This is a genomic window from Paenibacillus septentrionalis (assembly GCF_042659865.1).
In the GTDB taxonomy this organism is placed as follows: Bacteria; Bacillota; Bacilli; order Paenibacillales; family Paenibacillaceae; genus Pristimantibacillus; species Pristimantibacillus septentrionalis.
In genome coordinates, this window is record NZ_JBHSTE010000002.1 from 227062 (window position 1) to 247512 (window position 20451).

Consider the following 20451-nt stretch of genomic DNA (forward strand, 5'->3'; position numbering starts at 1 on the left):
ATTTTGACATTCGAGGTGATGTTCTTCTTTAATGAAGCGGCTTCGTATCGGATTCTTCATCCTCAACGTATTTAATACTGTCAAGCTGCTGCTTGAAGTTGGACTTAAACACTGAAAGATACTTTGCCCTTAAATCAGCCCGTTCTGTCTGTTCAGCTGGTGTTAATCCAACCGTTTTGCTTTTGCGAGCAAGCTCATTAATTCGTGCAACCAGTTTATCCATATCCATGTAATCTACTCCCCCCTATCTCAAATCTATTCAATCATGCTGCTATTGGCAGATTAACGGAATACCGACATTACGTACATCATGCCTATTATAACAAAAAAGCCTATAAAGTTACATCTTTAATCGATGAACGTTATAGACTATATCGCACTATGTATAATGTAAAAGTGTTACAGAGCCCCTTTAAGGATTCACGGGCAAAATAAGCTTATCACCTGGCATAATGACACTTGATTGAAGCTGATTGCGTTCTTTAATTAAGTAGACGGCAAAGCCTTTATCTGCAAGATGACTATAATGCTGTGATGCAATACTCCAAAGCGTGTCACCTGAACTAACAACTACAATTGACTCTCCCTCAACTGGAACATTACTGAATGGAGTCGAAGCGGTTGTGCGAATTAGAAAAAAACATGTAACAATTAGAGCAATAGCCACAAAACTGATCAATACTTTATAGTAACGCGACTGCGAATTAATGGCTTCCGTACGTTTGCTGCGAGATAAAGCTTCATTAATACTGCTTACTGCGTATGGATTATATGCTGACATATCAATCATCTCCCAAACATTTGTTCTGGTTTTATAATATACGAACATATGTTTCTTGTCAACAAATTCTAACAAAAAATAAGAACATATATTCTTAAGAACTTATGTTTGTGCGAACTCGAGTTCTGTGCTATAATTTCCCTAATAATAGATGGAGTTGATCTCATGAATAAACTATCTAAGCGCCAATTGGAGATATTAGAATTTATTAAGCAAGAAGTAAAGGACAAGGGCTACCCTCCTTCTGTAAGAGAAATTGCTGAAGCTGTTGGCCTATTATCTAGCTCTACCGTTCACGGACACCTCGATCGACTTGAGAAGAAAGGCTATATCCGCCGTGACCCAACAAAGCCTCGTGCCATAGAAATACTGGATCAGGAAGACGATTACAGCGATACAGGTGATAACGTAATTCCATTCCCTGTTAAGCAAATACCGATTATCGGTAAAGTAACAGCTGGTATTCCAATTACTGCAACTGAGAATATCGAGGACTACTTCCCACTTTCTACTCATTTTGTAGGTGAGCATAATGTTTTCGTTCTTAATGTTGTAGGTGATAGTATGATCGAAGCCGGCATACATAACGGAGACATGGTCATCGTGCGTCAACAGCAAACGGCGACCAATGGCGATATTGTAGTCGCAATGACAGAAGAAGATGAAGCAACCGTTAAAACATTCTATCGTGAGAAGGATCATATTCGATTGCAGCCGGAAAACGCCACGATGGAACCCATTATATTAAAAAATGTCACGATACTTGGGAAAGTAATTGGGTTGTTCCGTGACATGCATTAAGTTCTAAAGACCATTATGCTGCAGCAAGTCTGCACATAATGGTCTTTTTATTGTAATAAACTTGCATCAGGAGGGACTTTTGTGAAAAGAATTGCTATTTTAATTAGTATGTTATTGCTATTATCTGGTTGTGGTGGTTATATAACGGAAGTAGTGAATGATTATGAGGCTATCTCTTCCGGTACGAGTGCTGAAATCGAAGATAAGCAGAACGAGGTGGAAATTGAACCTTCGTCCGATCCTGCAAGCAACGCTGATTTAACATTGGAGCAAACGGACAATGAAACGAGAGCTGAAACACAAAATAATCCTGATGAATACGATTATGTGCTGATTTTCCCTAGCGACAGCTATCCGGAAACTGCCCTTCATATTTATTCTGCCATTGCAAATGGACACTCTGATGTATGCACAATTGATCGAGATGGGGCTGATGAAAATCGAAAGCAATCTTTAAAGGGCATAGATACCAGGGAAGGTTACGATCGTGACGAGTGGCCGATGGCGATGTGCGAGGAAGGCGGATACGGGGCCAGTGTTGCTTATATTGATCCAAGTGATAATCGAGGCGCTGGTAGCTGGGTAGGACATCAGCTGTCTGCCTACGAAGATGGGGAGCGCATCCTGTTCATTGTTGAGAAGCCAAAGCTTCTGTTTGGCAACAAGTCTGGAGAAGAACCATTAAACGTGGATGAAGATATTCAGCCAGTTTATAAAAACTGTACCGAAGCACGAGAAGCAGGTGTGACGCCACTATACGAAGGCGAGCCTGGCTATAGCAAAAAACTGGATCGAGATGGAGATGGCATCGCTTGCGAAACATAGTCGGTATCGAATTTTTACTCGAGTACAAGTATTAAAGTACCACTATATAGCATTATGCACGTCTGCCATGTATATCAAATGACAGCCGACGATGAATAATTGTTCATCGTGGGCTGTCTTTATTGTTAACTGAATTTACTGCGGTACACCTGTATGAATACTACAATAAGTCAACTGTCTTGCGAATCATGTGCATAAGCTGCGTAAGCTTTATGCAATTCCATTAAAGTATAACCAAGCATCATATGATGGTCTCGCAATGCTTCGAACACTTTTTTCATTGGCATGTCAGTATGATGCCCACTATTTGTCGTGAGAGCAATCGCCTCGTTCATGTACATTCTCATGTTTTCTATAAAAATTGTGTAATGCTCTCTCCCACTTTCATTCCTCCTGATCCATTCAAAATATTTTGAAGGCATCAAAATATGCTGTCTATAAAGATCAAGCATATACTGTTCTATCGTTTTTCCTTGGAAATCAGCCTCGCCACTTAAATGATCATACATCTCCTCTGACAACTCCAGCTGAATGTTCATTCATACCTTCTCCTTTACCGTATCGTTTTTTAGCAAATAAATTTTAGTTATACACAGGCTAAATAGGCAATAATCGTGTGCAACATAGTCATCTCACCATACACTATGGTGTATTAACTTAAATGGAGGATGATTATGGAAAAGCAAAGTTTTCACGAGATATGCATGACATGTATGCATAAGTATGTTGGTGTACAAACGAACGATGGAATGGCTCACGATGGATTCATTGCTCATGTCGACAATGACTTTGTTACACTCGCAATTCCAACAAACGAAATGATTACAGGCATGCCCGTTCAACAACAGACGTATAGACAGTTTGGTTTTTATCCAGGCTTTTATCCCCGAAGAAGATTCGGCTATCGCCGTATCCCATTAGGAGCCATTACCGCATTATTCCTGCTTCCGTTCTTCATCTAATGGGTAGAGGAAGTAGATAATCACCTTATTACCTACTTCCTCCTCATTCATTATCCATTATTCATTATTCATAAGATAGGCGAATTCTTGTAACCTTACATTCTTCGCTCTTAGTGGTCAACTCCGTACTATCCCTATTAAGAGTACATTTTATTACATAGTGAGATTATGTTTGACTATACCAGTCTTTACTAAATGCCATATAATAGAACATCTTCATATAAGGAGGTCATCTAATATGAACAACAGATCACGAGTAATCAGGGTAAGTCCTGGAGAGCGCGTACTGATCATTGGCAAAAGACGTCGCCGTCACCACCGTCATCACTTTGTTCGTCCTTTTAATCGTTGCGGCTGTCGTTTCGGTTTTGGATTCTATTAATGTTTTGAGCGCCTATGGCGCTCTTTTTTATGTTTACATTACGTATCTCAGTATAATTGATTCTACAGACTTAAATTAGGTTTTGCATGCCACTCATCCACAGCACGCCACTAGGAATGACGTAATCTGGTTAGCATAAATGATAGTAACCTCATATGTTACTATAGAAACCATATATGTAAGCTGCTCATAGACAATTGATCATGATTATGTGATCTATAGCAGCAAAAATAATACTCTCATTAATAAATATTATGGTTTGTAAGTTTTTATTTAGCCTCTTTCATCCATAAAACTAACCTCTTTTGTTTTGCACTATACTCTACGTCTGTAACACAATAATCACCTTCATATAATGAGATGTTAATTTTGTGACTAAGAATCAAGTCCATTTCATCTCGATTAAATTCGATCTCAACCTCATCGAGTTCCGATAAAACCAACAGCGCTTTAACCATAGCCTTTTCTCCCCCAACTGTAAACAGAATCGATTTTCGTTACTGTTATATATTCGATTTACGATTTCTATGATTGGACGAAAACGAATGAAACCGTATTTTTTCTTGCATTTTAAGTTGACGAAGTAAAATCCCTCTTCACATCATTACTTTATTTCAAAAAAGAGCATTTGACCGCCAATTAATATGGCTAATCAAATGCTCTAAAACAGTCCGTAAAAGGCCGGACGATGCCTAACAGATATTAATAATGTGTCAAATACTGATCAAGCTCCCACTGGTGAACTTGCGTGCGATACATATCCCACTCGATTTCCTTCAGCTCGTAGAAATGCGCAAGCGCATGATCGCCTAGTGCATCGCAGATTACGTCAGAACGAAGCAATTCATTCAATGCTTCACGCAAATCTGTTGGCAAGCTGTGAATGTTATCATCTAGTCGCTCTTCCTCTGTCATAATATAAATATTACGATCTGTTGGCGCGACTAGCGTCATTTTATTGCGAATGCCGTCAAGACCCGCTTTTAGTATAACAGCAAGCGTCAAGTAAGGATTTGCCGCTGGATCAGGATTACGCAGCTCAACACGTGTAGAAATGCCGCGTGATGCTGGAATACGAATCATTGGCGAACGATTGCTTGCAGACCATGCAACGTAGCAAGGTGCTTCATAGCCTGGTACAAGTCGTTTATATGAGTTAACTGTAGGGTTAGTAATAGCTGCCATTGCACGAGCATGGTGCATCACACCTGCCATGAAATAACGAGCAGTTTCACTCAAGCCTAGCGGATCTGACTCATCATAGAAAGCATTCTCCCCATCCTTAAACAAGGATACGTGACAGTGCATGCCTGAACCATTTGAACCGTACAACGGTTTTGGCATAAAGGATGCATGCAAGCCATGCACACGAGCTACTGTTTTAACAACCAGCTTAAAGGTTTGGATTTGGTCGGCTGCTCGAATGGCATCGGCATACTTAAAGTCAATCTCATGCTGACCAGGCGCAACCTCGTGATGCGAGGCCTCGATTTCAAAGCCCATTTCCTCAAGCGTTAGTACTATATCTCTACGGCAGTTTTCACCCAAATCCATAGGTGCAAGATCGAAATAACCGCCATGATCGTTCAGTTCAGTAGTTGGGTTACCTTTTTCATCTGTCTTAAATAGGAAGAATTCTGGCTCTGGACCTACATTCATACTCGTAAAGCCCATTTCCTCTGCTTCTTTCAATACACGCTTCAAAATACCGCGTGGATCGCCTGCAAACGGTGTCCCATCCGGCATATAAATATCACAAATTAAGCGAGCGATACGATCCTCAGTTACCCAAGGGAACACAACCCATGTGTCCAAATCCGGCACAAGATACATATCAGACTCCTCGATGCGCACATACCCTTCGATGGAGGAACCGTCGAACATCATCTTGTTGTCCAGCGCTTTGTCTAATTGGCTCACCGGGATCTCTACATTTTTTACAGAACCCAGCAAATCTGTAAACTGCAAGCGAATGAAGCGTACGTTTTCTTCAGCTGCGATTCGTTTAATGTCCTCTTTTGTGTAACCCATCCTATCATCTCCTTATACAGTAGGTATTTTAGCGTTTATGCAGAAAACGAGTAAGCTGCCCTTGAATGATTGAGGTTTGCCCAGGTCTTTTCTCGAGCAATTGCTGCTTCAGCATACGGTGAAGCTGGGTATCTGAAAGCTCTCTGCGCTTCACTTCTGATTGCTCGCTTACCTTTGTCGCTTCTTCTGATTCTTTAGAAACCGGATTCATAACTTGCTTGATTCCAGCAATGTTGACGCCTTTTTCAATAAGTGCTTTTATTTCAAGTAATCGTTCTACATCATTGAAAGAAAATAGACGTTGATTTCCGCCAGTTCTTGCAGGAACAATCAGCTCATGCTGCTCATAATAACGAATTTGTCTTGCTGTAAGATCGGTTAGCTTCATTACTATACCAATTGGAAACAAGGCCATATTTCTACGAATTTCGTCAGCCATATCGCACCATCCTTCCTGTTGTGTATTATTTCCATTGTACAGACACGGTGTAAATATGTCAAGTTGTGTAAGGTTTAATCACAAATTAGCCCGTGTTTTTTCATCTTGACTAACGACAATAACAAACCATACTTGACATGCGCATAGGTCAGTCCGCCTTGCATATAGGCGATATACGGCTCACGAATTGGAGCATCTGCGGACAGCTCCAAGCTGCCGCCTTGGATAAATGTACCTGCCGCCATAATAACAGGATGCTCATACCCAGGCATGTCCCACGGTTCTGGCGTAACATGCGCATCAACCGCGGCAGCCTGCTGAATCCCTTGCACAAAACTAATCAAATGGTCAGCTTGTCCAAAACGAAACGCTTGTATGAGATCCGTTCGCTTTTCATGCCATTTCGGCTTCGTTTCAAAGCCTAGCTTCTCAAATACAGCTGCAGCCAGCACGCTGCCTCTTACCGCCTGGGATACAATGTGAGGAGCGAGAAACAACCCTTGGTACATTGAACGCAGCATCCCTAGCATTGCGCCGACTTCAGAGCCAATTCCTGGTGCTGTCAGGCGATAAGCAGCCGCCTCGACGTATTCCGCCTTACCTGCTATATAACCACCTGTTTCCGCTAATCCTCCTCCTGGATTTTTAATTAGCGAACCTGCCATCAGATCAACTCCTACTTCTGTAGGCTCGATTAGCTCAGTAAACTCACCATAGCAATTATCTACGAAAATGATTGCATCAGGTGTCAGTTTTCGTACTTCTTCAACCATCTTTTTAATATCATCGATTGTAAAAGATGCTCGCCAATCGTAGCCACGTGAACGTTGAATGCCGATAACCTTCGTATTAGGCTTAATTGCGCGAGAAACGCCATTCCAATCGACTTGTCCGCTTGGCAGCAGCTCTACACACGAATACGATATTCCCCAATCCGCAAGCGAGCCAGTTTTATCGCCTTCCTTGCCAATTACTTTATGAAGTGTATCATATGGCTTTCCTGTTATGTATAGCAGCTCGTCCCCTGGACGCAACACTCCGAACAGCGCCGTGCTGATCGTATGGGTGCCTGATGCAAAGTGCGGACGAACTAATGCCTGCTCTGCGCCGAACACATCAGCGTACACTAGATCCAGTATTTCACGTCCGCGGTCATTGTACCCATATCCCGTTGATCCTGCAAAGTGATAATCACTCACTTTATGCTTTTGAAACGCCTGAATAACCTTCCATTGATTGCGTTCTCCAATACGATCGATGTGTTGAAACATCTCAAGAACTTCACGCTCTGTATCTTGCAGGAGCTGCTCCAGCTGATTCCAGCTCTCATCATGATGCAACATGTTTTCATTCACCTCAACAATAAGTTAGGCATCTCTACCTCGCATAGAGATGCCTGAGTCTTTACTTAATATCTTCAGAGCGAATGCTCATCAGCTCACTTTTGCTCGGCGTCGTTCGAGGATAATGATTCATCAGGCGAACAGCCTGCTGCCTCACCGCCTTTTCAAGCAGGTTTCGAACATATCGTGCGTTACTGAATGAAAATTGCTCTGTTTGCTTTGCTTGCATAATCAACTGCCTTAGCTTGAAAGCTGCATGCTGGGATAACACATAATCCCGCTCCTTCATCATAAGCTCTCCAATTTCCATCAGTTGATCAATGGTATAGTCTGGAAAGTCGATGATCAATGGGAATCGTGAAGGGAGCCCGGGATTCGTTAGCAAAAACTGTTCAATCTCATAGGGATATCCTGCCAGAATCAATATAAATTGATTTTTAGAATCCTCCATATGCTTAACGAGCGTATCAATTGCTTCCTTGCCAAAATCCTTCTCACCGCCCCGAGCAAGACTGTATGCCTCATCAATAAACAAAACGCCGCCCATCGCTTTTTTAATAAGATCACGCGTCTTTTGCGCGGTATGACCAATATATTCCCCTACCAAATCAGCACGTTCAACCTCAACGAGATGTCCCTTAGATAAAACTCCCATTTTCTGAAAAAGCTTGGCAACAATTCGAGCAATGGTTGTTTTTCCCGTTCCCGGATTCCCCTTGAAAATCATATGGTAGACTTGTGAGGATTGGCTCAATCCAATTTCCTGCCGCATGCGACTAATATGAAGCAATGCATAAATTTCATAAACAATTGACTTAACCTGTTCCATTCCGACCATAGCATTCAATTGCTCTTCGAACTCTGCAAACTGATGATGCGTATGCTGCTGCGTGCGCGCTTTGTCGTCTTGAAGACTTCGATCTGATGCCCTTTCTTCGATAAACGGTGGATCAGATACGACTGGTACAGGCTCAGGGTTTCGGAGTACAACATTAATTTGCCTGGAAGGACGAGTATGGTAATAAGGATCACCAGCTATCACTTTACTGCTCATAGTTATGCATCACCTTTCCTTTTCAAAGCTGAGCAAAGAAATCGTAGTAAAAGTGTATTCTAGCTAGTACCTACTTATTAAAAGATTTGCGTTACTATAAAGCATTTCTATGCAAGCCTACATGATCATATCATAAATCCGAGTGGAATGAATAGCTTGTTAAGCTGCCATTTCGTATATGCGAGCATCTCTCTTGTGTAATGATAGCTTTCATTCAAAACCTCTGTCTGAAAACCTGCTGTCTGCACATGCGGCATGCCAACATAATTCGCTATATCCTTCGCTCGCTTGGTATGATAGTGATGCGTAATAATCATCACTGAATTTAATCCGTATGTATCCATCACGCGTTGACTATACATCAAATTTTGATAGGTATCCCTGGACTGCCGTTCCAGCAAAAGTCGATCCTCTGGAATGCCCGCCTTAATCAAATATTGCTGCATTCCTTCTGCTTCAGTTAGCCCTCTGCGGTTCTCAGGCTTGCCGCCACTCAAAATGAGATATTCAACATAGCCGCCTTCATACAGCTCAATCGCATAATCGAGTCGCTCCTTTAGGGCAGGACTTGGCTGCTCATTCCACAGCGCAGCACCTAAAACAATGCCCGCCTCAGCCTTAGCAAGCGGCTGCTGCTCATGAAAAATGACAACGTAATAGGCATACAAGCACCAACACAACACAAGGCAAACTGCTGCAATGGTTAGTCGAATTAACAATGCAAGCGGTCCAAGCTTGCGTCTTTTGGGCTTGGTTGTCCGTTTTTTCTTAGTTGATGCTTTTTTCACAGCTTTGGCCGCAGCTGCAGACTTGATAGCTGCGGGTGCTTTGCTGCTTGCTTGCGCCGAAGCTGACGTCGCCGATTTGCTCCGCGTTGAACTTGAGCTCGAACTTCTCGAGCTTGCAGATGGCTGTGCCGTAACGTCAAACCATTCATCGTAAGCCGTATTACGTCGTTTGGCAGCTCCAGCCGTGTTGCGTTTGTTTGGCGGCTTGGAGGCCGCTCGATTACTGCTCGGCTTCGAATTCACTTTACTTTTTTGCTGTTTTGACCCCGTAGTAGTCGAGGTGTTCATGATTCACTCAGCTCCCACGCCTGATCATACAATCGCTTATGCTTCATACTGAGCGTGAAAAATCTGAATTTCCCATTTCGAATCATACTCATCAGCTTGGAAGCTGTTTTCTGTGCGAGCAGTACATCCTTATAGCTAATTTCACCCGTTCGATAAGCTTCCTCCAGCTCATCCTCATCCATCAAAAACACTTCTCCGCTTGGCAATACGACAACATCGAGGTACAGATCATCAAACCACGGCACTTTCTGCTCAGTTAGCCCCTGGTTTTTACACACATCAATGTACCATTGTACGACTTTGCCCTCTCGATCAAACATCGTTGTGACGACAAAATGCTCTCCTTTAGGAAAATGCTGCATCCAAACATATCCCTCATCAGCCAGACAAAGCTCCTTACCTCCATATACTTTATACAACGGCTCTCTAAGCTCGTGGATCCGATAAAAGGTAAGAATGCCGTTGAACTCTTTTTGCTCAATCGACATACAGGAGTAGCTTTTTCGTACAATTCTTCTCCAATTCGCACGATCTGAAAATTTTCTTTTCATAGTTTGCTTACCTTTCTTCTTACACAATAAACACCATATTTAAAGCTTACCACAGTCGCAAGCAATATCCAACATTTACGACAAGCAGAGCGCCAGAAATCACTCTGGCGCTCTTGGGTTGCTCGTTATTTGTATGAGTTGTCATACGTTGATATGACAAGTCTAATGATGATTTGCTCCATTGCCTGAAGGATTAAGCAACTCGTCGATTAGATCGCCAAGCTCAGGATCAGGAGAATGACCACCTGTCGGTGTCTCAGTTGGAGTCTCTGGCGTCTGAACAGGAGTCTCAACCGGTGTTTCTGGCGGAGCAGTTTCAGCAGGCTCAGTTGGTGTAGGTGTAGGCTCTATTGTTGGATATGGATTGCCTTCCTCCCAGCCATTATCTGGTTCCTCGCCGCCTTCCATTGGTAATTCCGGAATTACAAGGTCTACATCCGGTATATCAACAGATACGATATTGGACGGTTCACTACTGATTTGATTTTCGAGATCATGAGCGACAACATAATATTGATAGTTGTTACCCGGGAATACACTCATATCATCAATCATCAGCGTTCCTTCCGTTTCAGCAAAGTGAACAAAGCTGCCGCTGTTTTGCTCCATACGGAACACCTCGAATGTAACATCCCCTTCATACTGAATGCTCCAATTCAGCGTCACCTTAATCGCTTCCTCATCATAGGTGTACGAGAGTGGTCCCATGACTAACTGAGGCACCTCAACAACCTCTTCCTCAACCGGTGTAAAGCTTTGCTTTGGAATGGAAGCAAGCGCTGGTCTCATTACCTTTGCAAAGAGAGACGCAGCTTGCGAGCTGCCTTTTTTCAACACATGATCTTTATCCGTATTGTCATACCCCATCCATACTGCAGCGGTCCACTCTGCCGTATAGCCTACAAACCATACGTCACGGTTTTCACTGCCTCTATGGTTAGGAATACCATGCTGCGTTGTGCCCGTTTTACCTGCAACGGGACGATCGATCTGAGCACTTTTACCTGTACCTGATTCTACGACCCTTTGCATCATCTGAGTCAAATAGGCAGCTGTTGATTCCTTCATTAGTCGCTCTGCTTTAGGCGCCTTATACGTGTAGTTGTAGTTTCGGCCTGTAATGCTGCGAATCGTATGAGTATCAACACTCAAGCCGTCGTTGGCAATTACACTGTATGCTGTCGCCATTTGCAATGGTGAGAAGCCCTTTTCAAGACCACCAAGCGCACTGGACAGATTGTACTCCGTATCTTTCAGTCCAACACCTAGCTTTGTTGCGAACTCATCCGCTCGTTTAAAGCCAATCTCATTTAGCAGCCATACCGCAGCAAGATTTCGAGAATCCTGCAACGCTTGCTGCATCGTAACGGATGACGCTCCCCAGCGGTCCTGTGGGCAATAATTGCCGAAGCATGTTCGGTCAATATTCAGCACGGTTGACGGCGTGTAGCTTCCACTTTCCAATGCAGGACCATATGAAATCAATGGTTTATAAGCTGAACCTGGCTGTCTCGGCTTCGTCACACGATTCCAGCCCTTTTTCACATAATCACGACCGCCTGCCATCGCCTTGATCTCGCCTGTATTATGGTCAATAATTACCATTGCAGCCTGAGAGAGCTCTTCATCCTTGCTCTCTTCAAAGTTTTCGGCCTTGGCAAACTGTTCATCCATTGCATCCTGCGCTGCTGGATTAATCGTCGTATGAATTTGGAATCCACCAACACGCAGCTCTTCCTCTGACAAGCCCGTAATCTCGATTGCTTCCTCAACTACATAATCAATAAAAGCAACATATTTAGAATTCGAATATTTATCCTGGTGGTCTGGCTGTACATATTCAACAGCCTTCGCTTCATTCATTTCCTGTTCGGTAATATAGCCTTGCTCGTACATAAGCTGCAGTACGACTGCACGGCGCTCAAACGAAGCTTCAGGATTGCTGACTGGATTGTAACGATTGGGCGCCTTCGGCATTGCCGCAAGTGTCGCTGCCTGCCATAGCTCCAAATTTTCAAGCTCGGTATCAAAATAATAATCTGCTGCCGCTTTAATGCCATGTATCCCTTTCCCGTAGTAGATACGGTTCAAGTACATCGTCAAAATTTGTTCTTTGGACATTTGATTTTCAAGCGCTACAGCAATCGATGCTTCTGTCGCTTTACGGAATATTGTTTTATCCGCACTCAGAAACACGTTTTTAGCAAGCTGCTGCGTAATGGTACTTCCACCCTCAACCGCGCTTCGTGCAATAATATCCTTTACAACAGCACGACCAATCGAGATAAAATCCAGACCTGAATGATCATAGAAGCGCTTATCCTCAGTCGCGACAAACGCATCGAGTACATGCTTTGGAATTTCTGAAAACTCCGCAATTTCACGATTATCATTCACATCGACCAATCTTGCAATTTCGTTTCCATTTGCATCAAAAATAATCGATGCCTCACCGAAATTCAGCTTGTCTCCATGCTCGTCCAGGATACGTTCGCCATTAATGATAATGGCGGAATAACCAACGATTGCAGCGACAATTCCAAATACAATCGCAAAGAAAATACTATAAAACCAAATTTTCCCTCTATTTTTCTTTTTGGGCTTCTTTTTCTTATTTTTAGACTGTTGCCCACGGTCTTGAGCTTTACTGTTTGCGCCACCTTCGCGAAACGTATGTTCACTCATATTGACCCCTCCTAATCACTTCATTCTCTCTCTACCATTGATGTACACAAGCAAAACAACAGCAACAACCATTCAGCAGCAACAAATCATCGAACAACAAAAGCAACCCAGCCTAGGCAAGGTTGCTCCTGCGTGCCGATATTTACTTAGACGAATCGAAATTAAAAAAGTTTCATCTCGAGCAAAATGGAACTGATTATTGACCTAATTCCTGTTGCATTAACGTCACATTACGCTGCGGCACAAATGTGGAAATCGCATGCTTATACACCATTTGCTGACGACCTTCCACTTCAATAATAATTGTAAAATTGTCAAACGCCTTAATCAGGCCTCGAATTTGAAAGCCATTCATTAGAAAAACGGTAACTTGAATCTGATCCTTGCGAAGTTGATTCAAAAATGTATCTTGAATATTGATAGATTTGTTCATATGGACGTTACCCCCGTCTACTTAAATGATTGATTAGTACTATATTCAAGATGACCTTGAAACTTTCCTGCTATTATAGCATGAATTGCCTGTAAAATCTCCTCAAAATTTTCATCCATGTCCACCCAATGCAGATCCTGCATGTGACGAAACCATGAAAGCTGCCGCTTGGCAAAACGTCTCGTGTCCCGCTTCAGCAGCTCAACAGCTCGTTCGTAGCTGATATCACCCTCAAGATACGCAATCATTTCTTTATAGCCTAACGCTTGTCTAGGAACAGCGTGCATAGGCAGCTTTCTTGCAAGCAATGTCCGCACTTCCTCAACCAGGCCTTCATCCAGCATCTGGTCGATTCTCTGCTCGATTCGCTCATACAGCTTGCTGCGATCTCTTGTCAGTCCGAGAATAACAAGATGATAAGGACTTTCCTTCTCCTGCCCGCGCTCTTGTCCACTCTGATGCTCACTGAATGGCTTGCCTGTTAAGTGAAAAACCTCCAGAGCGCGTATAATGCGCCTTACATCATTAGGATGAAGACGACCAGCTGCAGCTGGATCAACGGCCTCCAGCTTTTGATGCAGTGCTTCATTGCCATGTTCCTCCGCAAAGGCCTCCATTTCCATGCGAAACGCTTCATCTGAGCCATGGTCAACAAAGCGATATTGATAGCATAATGACTCTATATATAACCCTGTGCCGCCCACGACAAAGGGAAGCTTTCCTCGTGAATGAATATCCTCGATCAGAGCCTTGGCTCTTGCTTGAAAATCAGCAGCGGAGAAAGAATCCTCCGGATCACATATATCAATGAGATGATGCACGATGCCTTCTCGCTCATTCTCTTTAATTTTAGCCGTTCCAATATCCATGCCGCGATACACCTGCATGGAATCTCCTGAAATAATTTCGGCATTGTAGCGCTGGGCCAGCTCTATGCTTAACGCAGTCTTGCCGACTGCGGTAGGACCTACAAGCACAAGAAGCGGTATTTTGTTGTTCTGCTCTTGCGTTTCAATATGCTGCACAGTACAAATTTGACTCCCTTCCAACATTCCATCCTATTTATTATGTGATCTCGCAATGACTCCATAAGCAATTCGTTGCCCTCTTGCCTCCTGACATCTTGTGAAGCCCAATCGTTCAAATTCCTCACTCATGCTATGCTCCTTCAGCATGACGCATTTGCGAGCTACTCGCTTGGCATCGGCAATTGTCAGCTCAGTTAACGCATGCTTGTTCGCCATGCTGCGTATCGCGCCAATCGCACTTGATTCATGCAGCGGCTGCCTAAACATCGGATCAAAGTAAACAATATCAACACTATTATCTGGTAATGAGGCAAGATAACGCTCATGATCGACCAGCTTCAGCTCAATTCTTCGCATGGCCTGCTCAATTTCCTGTACATTAACCTTGTACTGAGCAAGTCCTTCTCTTACGACGATGTACAGCAATTGTTCGCTTTCAAGAGCGATAACCTTGCCATCAGCGCCTACTGCAAGCGAGAAAACCAAGCTGTCACTGCACAAGCCAGCCGTACAATCGAGCACAACATCTCCAGGCTGGCAACCGCTATACCGGATCAGCGCTTCTTCATTGCCCTGCAGCATGCCTTTTAGCTTAGGCAGCGCCATGCTTGGATGATAAACGAGTGGTTTGTCCATGCTATCGCGCTCATATAGTCTAAGCTCATGCTCGGTTGCAACGAGTATATGGGCTCCCCCATATCTTGCCATCAGCTTGCGTACACTCATTTCCCTGCGATGAATAAAGGGGGCGTTCAATTCCTTGGCAAGTGCTTCCGCATAGGCTAAAAGCTCCTGAGCAGGGGCCTGCGACGTTGTAACAATCAAGACATCACCCGCTTAAACATTTTTTCGAGCTGATAGGTCGATAGATGGACGATAATCGGCCTACCATGCGGACAGGTATATGGCTGATTGCAGGCTGCCAGTCTGCGAATAAGCATGTCGCCTTCCTCGCGCGTCATGCGGTCATTCGCTTTGATGGAGGCTTTGCAGGAGCACATAATCGCTGCCTCTTCTCTAAACTTTGCCAGATCAATCTGCTTGCGCTGCTGCAGCACATACTCGACCATTTCTTCTACAATTTCAGCTTCTTGACCTTTAGGCAGCCACTCTGGATAGGCGCGCACCAGATATGTTTGCTGTCCGAATGGTTCCATAAATACGCCCGCTTCCTCCAAATACGGCAGCAAATCCTTTAAGCTTGCTGCTTCTCCAGGCGTAAATTCCATTGTAAGCGGAACGAGCAGCTGCTGACTTGCAGCCTGTGGCTGTCCGAATTTGACTAAATAATATTCATAATTAATCCGCTCATGGGCAGCGTGCTGATCGATTAGATACAATCCGTCCTCAGACTGCGCAATAATATACGTTCCGTGATGCTGACCAATCCAGTGGAGCTCAGGAAATACGGGCTTTTCTTCGCCGTTATGACGTATTTCTGCTCCAGCATGCTGCGACTGTGAATCCTGCTGCTCTGCCGTCTGCAAGCGCTCACCATGCTGCTGTTCGATTTGCCCACCATATGATTCGGGATTCTGTCCGATGTGTGAGTCAGCAGCTACTCCCATCGCTTCACGCAGCAATTCACTGCCTTGCGAATAGCTGTCTGCGCCTATCGGCTTGCGGTATAAACGTTCAGCTGCATCCTTCGGGATGCTGGTGCTGTCCTGTTCCCGCGCGACATAAGGCGTTGAGGAGGCATTGCTATTGCCGGTCTGCCTGCCACGTGTAAATGTCTCCCCCTCTCCTCTGCCGCTTGCAGCAGGGGAAGGGTTGAGGGAGGCTGCGCTTTGCGGCTGATTGCGCGACTCATTGAAAGGTGAAAACCCACTGTCCGCCACATGAAACGAAATTGAATCCTGGACGAACGAGGGACCTTTACGCTCAGCCGGCTTTATCGAGTCCAGTCCTGGCGTATAGCGAAGATTGCCCAGCTTTTCTCTGACCGCCGCTTCGATTAGCGCCTTTAGCTCCTGCTCCTTGCTAAATCTTACCTCCAGCTTGGATGGATGAACATTCACATCGAGCAGCGCAGGGTGCATTTGAATTTCCAACACAGCAAGCGGAAAACGATTGATAGGCAGCAGTGTATGATAGCCCTCCAGCAGCGCGTGGTTGCAGGCAATGCTTTTAATATATCGACCATTCACGATTACAGTGATGCCGTTTCGATTCGCTCTTGTCAGCTCTGGCTTGGATATATAGCCGATCAACTCGTAATCAGGATCAGATGCATCTATCGCAATCATCTGCTTGGCAGAGCTTGTCCCGTAGATGGCAGCAATAACCTGCAGCCGATCACCCGTTCCAAGCGTACGAAGCAGTACATTCCCGTTATGCTTCAGCGTGATGGCGATGCCAGGATGAGCCAGCGCGATACGGTTCATGTAATCGGAGATGTGTCCCAGCTCGGTTTGTACGGTTTTCATATATTTGAGGCGGGCTGGCGTATTAAAAAACAGATCACGCACCGTAAGGCTAGTTCCCTTCGGGGCATTGCATGCCTCATTTGCCGTCAGCTTTCCGCCTTCGATGACGATGCGGTGGGCAAGACCCGATGTATCGACTGAGGAGATGCATTCGACCTTGGCTACGGCCGCAATACTTGGCAGCGCCTCGCCGCGAAAGCCTAGACTTGCAATACGAAACAGATCGCTGCTAGTCGAGATTTTGCTCGTTGCATGTCGTTCAAATGCGGTCAGCAAATCCTCCTGCTCGATTCCATCTCCATTATCGACAACTCGAATAAAGGTTAGTCCTCCCTCTTCAATCGTTACGTCAATTGTTGTGCTTGATGCATCAATTGCATTTTCCACTAGCTCCTTGACGACGGAAGATGGACGCTCTACCACTTCCCCGGCGGCGATTTGATTCGCTAATTGCTCATCCAACAGCTTGATTCTAGCCATCGTTAGCTCCCCTCCTTGTAATGCTTATTGATTCGTTTATTTTAATTTTTGTTTAAGGTCATTAAGTAAATTCATCGCCTGCATTGGCGTCATATTGAACAAGTCAGCAGTCTTCAATTGCTTGATAACCTGCTCCTCGTGAAGCTGATGCTTCGTCTTGACAGCTGGTGCAGGAGCGGCTTCTTCAAATATTGACAGCTGTACAACCTCACCAGGCGTAGCGCTCTCTTCAGGCAAGCTTTCCTGCACTATTTCTTGCTCCTGCTCCTTCACCAGTGTAGCGGCAGGAGCACTTGAAGCAGAGCGATTATGCAGCGCTTCATAGGCGGCCTGCATCACTTGCGGCTTCATTACGCCACGAGCAGCTTGATCGTCCGTTTCGCCCAAGTCGAACGGCAGGTCGAACTCTTCCTCTGCTTGCTCACCTGCTTGTACCGCAGAAGCAGACGCTTCAGGGCGTGCAGGCAGCTGTGGCATGACCGCACCAGCCGCTGCTGGCTTGTTTTGAAGCTCACTATCAAGCAAATGATAGGCGCGCTTAATGATCATATCAGGCAAGCCTGCCAGCTGCGCACAGTAAATGCCGTAGCTTGTGTCTGCCGCACCAGGAACCAGCTTGCGCAGGAATGTAACCTGCTCTCCGCTTTCCTCTACAGCCATTCTCGCATTCGCAAGCGAGGATAGCGACTCGGACAAATGCGCCAGCTCATGAAAATGCGTCGATACGAGCGCTTTACATCCAATCGAGCCATGTACATACTCAATAACCGCCTGTGCAATTGCCATCCCTTCAGCAGTTGACGTCCCGCGTCCCAGCTCGTCAATAATGACAAGGCTGCTTGCAGTCGCCTGCTCGGTCATGATTTGAATATCCTTCATCTCGACCATAAATGTACTTTGTCCGCCAATCAGATCGTCCGCAGCACCGATTCTCGTGAAGATTCGATCGGTCAAAGGGATCGTTGCCGACTGGGCGGGAACAAAGCAGCCAATTTGCGCCATAATGACAATAAGTGCTACTTGACGCATATAGGTGCTTTTCCCTGCCATATTCGGACCAGTAATGAGCAAAATCGATTGCTCCTCGGTATTAAGCGCCGTGCGGTTTGCAATGAAAGGAACATCGTCCATCATCGCCTCAACAACTGGATGTCTGCCTTCTTCAATGTGCAGGTCGTAGCCTTCTGCTATACGCGGCTTTACATAACGCTGCTCGGCACTAACCTGTGCTAGACTTTGATACACGTCCAGCTCAGCGACTACAGCAGCAACCTTCTGCAATCGCGTCAAGTGATCCATTAAATAATCTCGCAGCTCAAGGAAACGACTGTATTCCAGATCAACCATTTTTTCCTCAGCCTCAAGAATAAGACGTTCCTTTTCCTTCAATTCAGTCGTTACATAGCGTTCAGCATTGGCTAACGTCTGCTTGCGCTCGTAGCGTCCTTCCGGCAAGCTGCCGATATTTGCCTTAGATACCTCCAAGTAGTAGCCAAACACTTTGTTAAAGCCGATCTTTAGGTTTTTAATGCCCGTAGCCTCGCGCTCGCGATGCTCAAGATCCGCGAGCCAGCGCTTGCCATTCGCACTAGCTTCACGCAATTGATCAAGATAAGAATCATACCCGGCCCGTATCAAGCCGCCCTCGCGAAGCGATAACGGCGGATCATCAACAAGCACCGTATCAATGTAATCTGCTAGATCCTCGCAATTGTCCAGCTTGCTTACAAGTCGCTCGAGAACTGGTGCGCCCGATTGACTGCACAGCTCAGCTAATGTAGGCACGCGTCGCAGCGACAGCTTAAGCGCGTGCAGGTCCTTCGCATTTGCGTTGCCATATGAAATTCGACCTACCAAACGCTCAAGATCATAGATCGGCTGCAGCTCGCGGCGCATATCATCGCGCAAGATCATATTTTTATAGAGTGCCTCAACAGCATCCTGACGCTCTTGAATCTCCTTAAGGCTTAGCAGCGGCTTGTCGATCCAGCGACGAAGCAAGCGCGTTCCCATCGCCGTTTGTGTTCGATCCAGAAGCCAGAGCAAAGAGCCCTTCTTGCTGCGGTCGCGCACGGTTTCTGTCAGCTCCAGATTGCGACGCGTATAATAATCGAGCACCATAAATTGCTTAGGCTCATAAATATTTAATATCGTTAAATGTTTTAAGCTTCGCTTCTGAGTATCTTCCAAGTAGCAAAGCAGCACCTTAACCGCTCGACGTCTTGCTCCGCTAAGCTGATCAAGCTGGTCCTGAGAGAACTGCTGCTCAAGCAGCTCCTCCCCGCATTCCTCCCAGCTTGTTAGTGGAACATTTCTCCCCCAGCTGCTGCCCTCCTGAAGCTGTGTCAGCACATGCTGATCGCCTACCAGCTCAGCAGGATTGTATACGTTCACTTCATCAAGCAGGGAAGCAATCGCTCCAGGGAATGAAGTCACGTACAGTTCGCCTGTTGACAGGTCGCTGCATGCGATCCCGTAATTTCCGGCTTGCTCGACAACTGCGCCTATAAAGTTGTTGCCTTTGCCGTTTAGCGTTTTCTCTTCCATCACCGTACCCGGTGTGATTGTACGTACAACCTCACGGCGAACAACGCCTTTTGCATGTGCCGGATCCTCGACCTGCTCGCAAATGGCTACCTTATAGCCTTTTTCGATGAGACGAGCGATATAATTGTCGGCTGCATGATATGGTACGCCGCACATCGGAATTTTTTCAGTGCCGCCACCCTCGCGCCCAGTCAGCGTAATTTCAAGCTCACGCGCTGCCTGTATCGCATCGTCAAAAAACATTTCATAAAAATCTCCTAATCGAAAAAAAAGAAAGGCATCCGGAACCCCTTTCTTAATTTCCAAATATTGCTGTATCATCGGTGTATAGGTTGCCAATTGACTCCCCCATTTCATAATTCTATTAAGTAGCTCATAATTCAAGATCGCTCGATTCCAGAGAGCGAAAAGCTTCGTAGGCTGATCGCTCGATTCCAGAGAGCGATGCACTTCAACAGAGCATTCGCTAGCGTTCAAGATTCGCCGTCGAGTAATCCCCAACGCCCCACATCGTCATCAAAGTCGGATTTTTGAACATCCTCTTCCAATGAAAGTTCAAAAATTCGGCTTTCAGGACCAAGAAGCTTGGACGCTAGTAGAAAAC

20 protein-coding genes and 1 pseudogene are annotated in these 20451 nt (G+C 45.2%); 5 read left to right on the forward strand and 16 right to left on the reverse strand.

Features of this window, described 5'->3' with window-relative positions; genetic code table 11:
• Positions 1–28 precede the first annotated feature (28 nt).
• Together ACFP56_RS05955 and ACFP56_RS05960 are read right to left on the reverse strand one after the other, a co-directional pair.
• Positions 29–229, reverse strand: coding sequence for a DUF896 domain-containing protein (locus ACFP56_RS05955; RefSeq protein ID WP_379232235.1), 201 nt, complete (start codon positions 227–229; stop codon positions 29–31).
• Between the two features lie 183 nt (positions 230–412).
• Positions 413–781, reverse strand: a complete 369-nt coding sequence (locus ACFP56_RS05960) for a LysM peptidoglycan-binding domain-containing protein (protein WP_379232237.1) — start codon at positions 779–781, stop codon at positions 413–415.
• 165 nt (positions 782–946) lie between these two features.
• Here ACFP56_RS05960 and lexA point away from each other — a divergent pair, with 165 nt between their 5' ends.
• From lexA to ACFP56_RS05975, 3 genes and pseudogenes are all read left to right on the forward strand, one after another.
• Positions 947–1582, forward strand: coding sequence for a transcriptional repressor LexA (gene lexA, locus ACFP56_RS05965; protein ID WP_379232239.1), 636 nt, complete (start codon positions 947–949; stop codon positions 1580–1582).
• Between the two features lie 264 nt (positions 1583–1846).
• Positions 1847–2221: pseudogene (locus ACFP56_RS05970) on the forward strand (excalibur calcium-binding domain-containing protein); the annotation flags it as partial.
• Positions 2222–2269: 48 nt separating this feature from the next.
• Positions 2270–2407, forward strand: a complete 138-nt coding sequence (locus ACFP56_RS05975) for an excalibur calcium-binding domain-containing protein (protein ID WP_379233272.1) — start codon at positions 2270–2272, stop codon at positions 2405–2407.
• A gap of 170 nt (positions 2408–2577) precedes the next feature.
• Here the strand turns inward: ACFP56_RS05975 and ACFP56_RS05980 are convergent, their stop codons facing one another.
• Positions 2578–2946, reverse strand: coding sequence for a hypothetical protein (locus ACFP56_RS05980; protein WP_379232241.1), 369 nt, complete (start codon positions 2944–2946; stop codon positions 2578–2580).
• A 135-nt stretch (positions 2947–3081) separates the two neighbouring features.
• Here ACFP56_RS05980 and ACFP56_RS05985 point away from each other — a divergent pair, with 135 nt between their 5' ends.
• Together ACFP56_RS05985 and ACFP56_RS05990 are read left to right on the forward strand one after the other, a co-directional pair.
• Positions 3082–3369 carry a phosphatidylinositol kinase gene (locus ACFP56_RS05985; protein WP_379232244.1) on the forward strand — a complete coding sequence of 96 codons (288 nt, stop codon included), beginning with the start codon at positions 3082–3084 and terminating at the stop codon, positions 3367–3369.
• Positions 3370–3607: 238 nt separating this feature from the next.
• On the forward strand, positions 3608–3751 hold the full coding sequence (locus ACFP56_RS05990) for a hypothetical protein (protein ID WP_379232246.1): 144 nt from the start codon (positions 3608–3610) through the stop codon (positions 3749–3751).
• A gap of 269 nt (positions 3752–4020) precedes the next feature.
• Here ACFP56_RS05990 and ACFP56_RS05995 read toward each other — a convergent pair whose 3' ends face one another.
• From ACFP56_RS05995 to mutS, 13 genes are all read right to left on the reverse strand, one after another.
• Positions 4021–4209 (reverse strand): hypothetical protein, encoded by a 189-nt coding sequence (locus tag ACFP56_RS05995; RefSeq protein ID WP_379232248.1) that lies wholly within the window; start codon positions 4207–4209, stop codon positions 4021–4023.
• A 244-nt stretch (positions 4210–4453) separates the two neighbouring features.
• Positions 4454–5782 carry a type I glutamate--ammonia ligase gene (gene glnA, locus ACFP56_RS06000; RefSeq protein WP_379232251.1) on the reverse strand — a complete coding sequence of 443 codons (1329 nt, stop codon included), beginning with the start codon at positions 5780–5782 and terminating at the stop codon, positions 4454–4456.
• A gap of 28 nt (positions 5783–5810) precedes the next feature.
• Positions 5811–6221 carry a MerR family transcriptional regulator gene (locus ACFP56_RS06005; RefSeq protein ID WP_379232253.1) on the reverse strand — a complete coding sequence of 137 codons (411 nt, stop codon included), beginning with the start codon at positions 6219–6221 and terminating at the stop codon, positions 5811–5813.
• A 74-nt stretch (positions 6222–6295) separates the two neighbouring features.
• Complete coding sequence (locus tag ACFP56_RS06010) at positions 6296–7564, reverse strand: methionine gamma-lyase family protein (protein ID WP_379232255.1); 1269 nt, start codon at positions 7562–7564, stop codon at positions 6296–6298.
• A 61-nt stretch (positions 7565–7625) separates the two neighbouring features.
• Positions 7626–8618 (reverse strand): AAA family ATPase, encoded by a 993-nt coding sequence (locus ACFP56_RS06015; RefSeq protein WP_379232257.1) that lies wholly within the window; start codon positions 8616–8618, stop codon positions 7626–7628.
• Between the two features lie 125 nt (positions 8619–8743).
• Positions 8744–9694, reverse strand: coding sequence for a YdcF family protein (locus tag ACFP56_RS06020; protein WP_379232259.1), 951 nt, complete (start codon positions 9692–9694; stop codon positions 8744–8746).
• The gene (locus ACFP56_RS06025; RefSeq protein WP_379232261.1) at positions 9691–10245 is read right to left on the reverse strand and encodes a DUF402 domain-containing protein; all 555 of its coding nucleotides are present in this window, start codon (positions 10243–10245) and stop codon (positions 9691–9693) included. Before ACFP56_RS06025 ends, ACFP56_RS06020 begins: the two co-directional genes overlap by 4 nt.
• 162 nt (positions 10246–10407) lie before the next feature.
• On the reverse strand, positions 10408–12930 hold the full coding sequence (locus ACFP56_RS06030) for a transglycosylase domain-containing protein (RefSeq protein WP_379232264.1): 2523 nt from the start codon (positions 12928–12930) through the stop codon (positions 10408–10410).
• 196 nt (positions 12931–13126) lie between these two features.
• The gene (hfq, locus tag ACFP56_RS06035; RefSeq protein WP_213513192.1) at positions 13127–13363 is read right to left on the reverse strand and encodes an RNA chaperone Hfq; all 237 of its coding nucleotides are present in this window, start codon (positions 13361–13363) and stop codon (positions 13127–13129) included.
• 17 nt (positions 13364–13380) lie between these two features.
• Positions 13381–14388 (reverse strand): tRNA (adenosine(37)-N6)-dimethylallyltransferase MiaA, encoded by a 1008-nt coding sequence (gene miaA, locus ACFP56_RS06040; protein WP_379232267.1) that lies wholly within the window; start codon positions 14386–14388, stop codon positions 13381–13383.
• Between the two features lie 33 nt (positions 14389–14421).
• Positions 14422–15216, reverse strand: a complete 795-nt coding sequence (locus tag ACFP56_RS06045; RefSeq protein WP_379232269.1) for a class I SAM-dependent methyltransferase — start codon at positions 15214–15216, stop codon at positions 14422–14424.
• Positions 15213–17300 (reverse strand): DNA mismatch repair endonuclease MutL, encoded by a 2088-nt coding sequence (mutL, locus tag ACFP56_RS06050; RefSeq protein WP_379232271.1) that lies wholly within the window; start codon positions 17298–17300, stop codon positions 15213–15215. The genes ACFP56_RS06045 and mutL overlap by 4 nt, the downstream gene beginning before the upstream one ends.
• A gap of 36 nt (positions 17301–17336) precedes the next feature.
• Positions 17337–20204, reverse strand: coding sequence for a DNA mismatch repair protein MutS (gene mutS / locus ACFP56_RS06055; RefSeq protein WP_379233274.1), 2868 nt, complete (start codon positions 20202–20204; stop codon positions 17337–17339).
• Between the last annotated feature and the right edge of the window lie 247 nt (positions 20205–20451).

Excerpts from the sequence above, each read along its gene's own strand:
- glnA (WP_379232251.1), bottom strand. The coding sequence starts at position 5,782 with ATGGGTTACACAAAAGAGGACATTAAACGAATCGCAGCTGAAGAAAAC.
- ACFP56_RS05985 (WP_379232244.1), top strand. The coding sequence starts at position 3,082 with ATGGAAAAGCAAAGTTTTCACGAGATATGCATGACATGTATGCATAAG.
- ACFP56_RS06030 (WP_379232264.1), bottom strand. The coding sequence starts at position 12,930 with ATGAGTGAACATACGTTTCGCGAAGGTGGCGCAAACAGTAAAGCTCAA.
- ACFP56_RS05995 (WP_379232248.1), bottom strand. The coding sequence starts at position 4,209 with ATGGTTAAAGCGCTGTTGGTTTTATCGGAACTCGATGAGGTTGAGATC.
- ACFP56_RS06015 (WP_379232257.1), bottom strand. The coding sequence starts at position 8,618 with ATGAGCAGTAAAGTGATAGCTGGTGATCCTTATTACCATACTCGTCCT.
- lexA (WP_379232239.1), top strand. The coding sequence starts at position 947 with ATGAATAAACTATCTAAGCGCCAATTGGAGATATTAGAATTTATTAAG.
- ACFP56_RS06020 (WP_379232259.1), bottom strand. The coding sequence starts at position 9,694 with ATGAACACCTCGACTACTACGGGGTCAAAACAGCAAAAAAGTAAAGTG.
- hfq (WP_213513192.1), bottom strand. The coding sequence starts at position 13,363 with ATGAACAAATCTATCAATATTCAAGATACATTTTTGAATCAACTTCGC.
- mutS (WP_379233274.1), bottom strand. The coding sequence starts at position 20,204 with ATGAAATGGGGGAGTCAATTGGCAACCTATACACCGATGATACAGCAA.
- ACFP56_RS05980 (WP_379232241.1), bottom strand. The coding sequence starts at position 2,946 with ATGAACATTCAGCTGGAGTTGTCAGAGGAGATGTATGATCATTTAAGT.
- ACFP56_RS06005 (WP_379232253.1), bottom strand. The coding sequence starts at position 6,221 with ATGGCTGACGAAATTCGTAGAAATATGGCCTTGTTTCCAATTGGTATA.
- ACFP56_RS05960 (WP_379232237.1), bottom strand. The coding sequence starts at position 781 with ATGTCAGCATATAATCCATACGCAGTAAGCAGTATTAATGAAGCTTTA.
- ACFP56_RS05990 (WP_379232246.1), top strand. The coding sequence starts at position 3,608 with ATGAACAACAGATCACGAGTAATCAGGGTAAGTCCTGGAGAGCGCGTA.
- ACFP56_RS06010 (WP_379232255.1), bottom strand. The coding sequence starts at position 7,564 with ATGTTGCATCATGATGAGAGCTGGAATCAGCTGGAGCAGCTCCTGCAA.
- ACFP56_RS06025 (WP_379232261.1), bottom strand. The coding sequence starts at position 10,245 with ATGAAAAGAAAATTTTCAGATCGTGCGAATTGGAGAAGAATTGTACGA.
- ACFP56_RS05955 (WP_379232235.1), bottom strand. The coding sequence starts at position 229 with ATGGATATGGATAAACTGGTTGCACGAATTAATGAGCTTGCTCGCAAA.
- mutL (WP_379232271.1), bottom strand. The coding sequence starts at position 17,300 with ATGGCTAGAATCAAGCTGTTGGATGAGCAATTAGCGAATCAAATCGCC.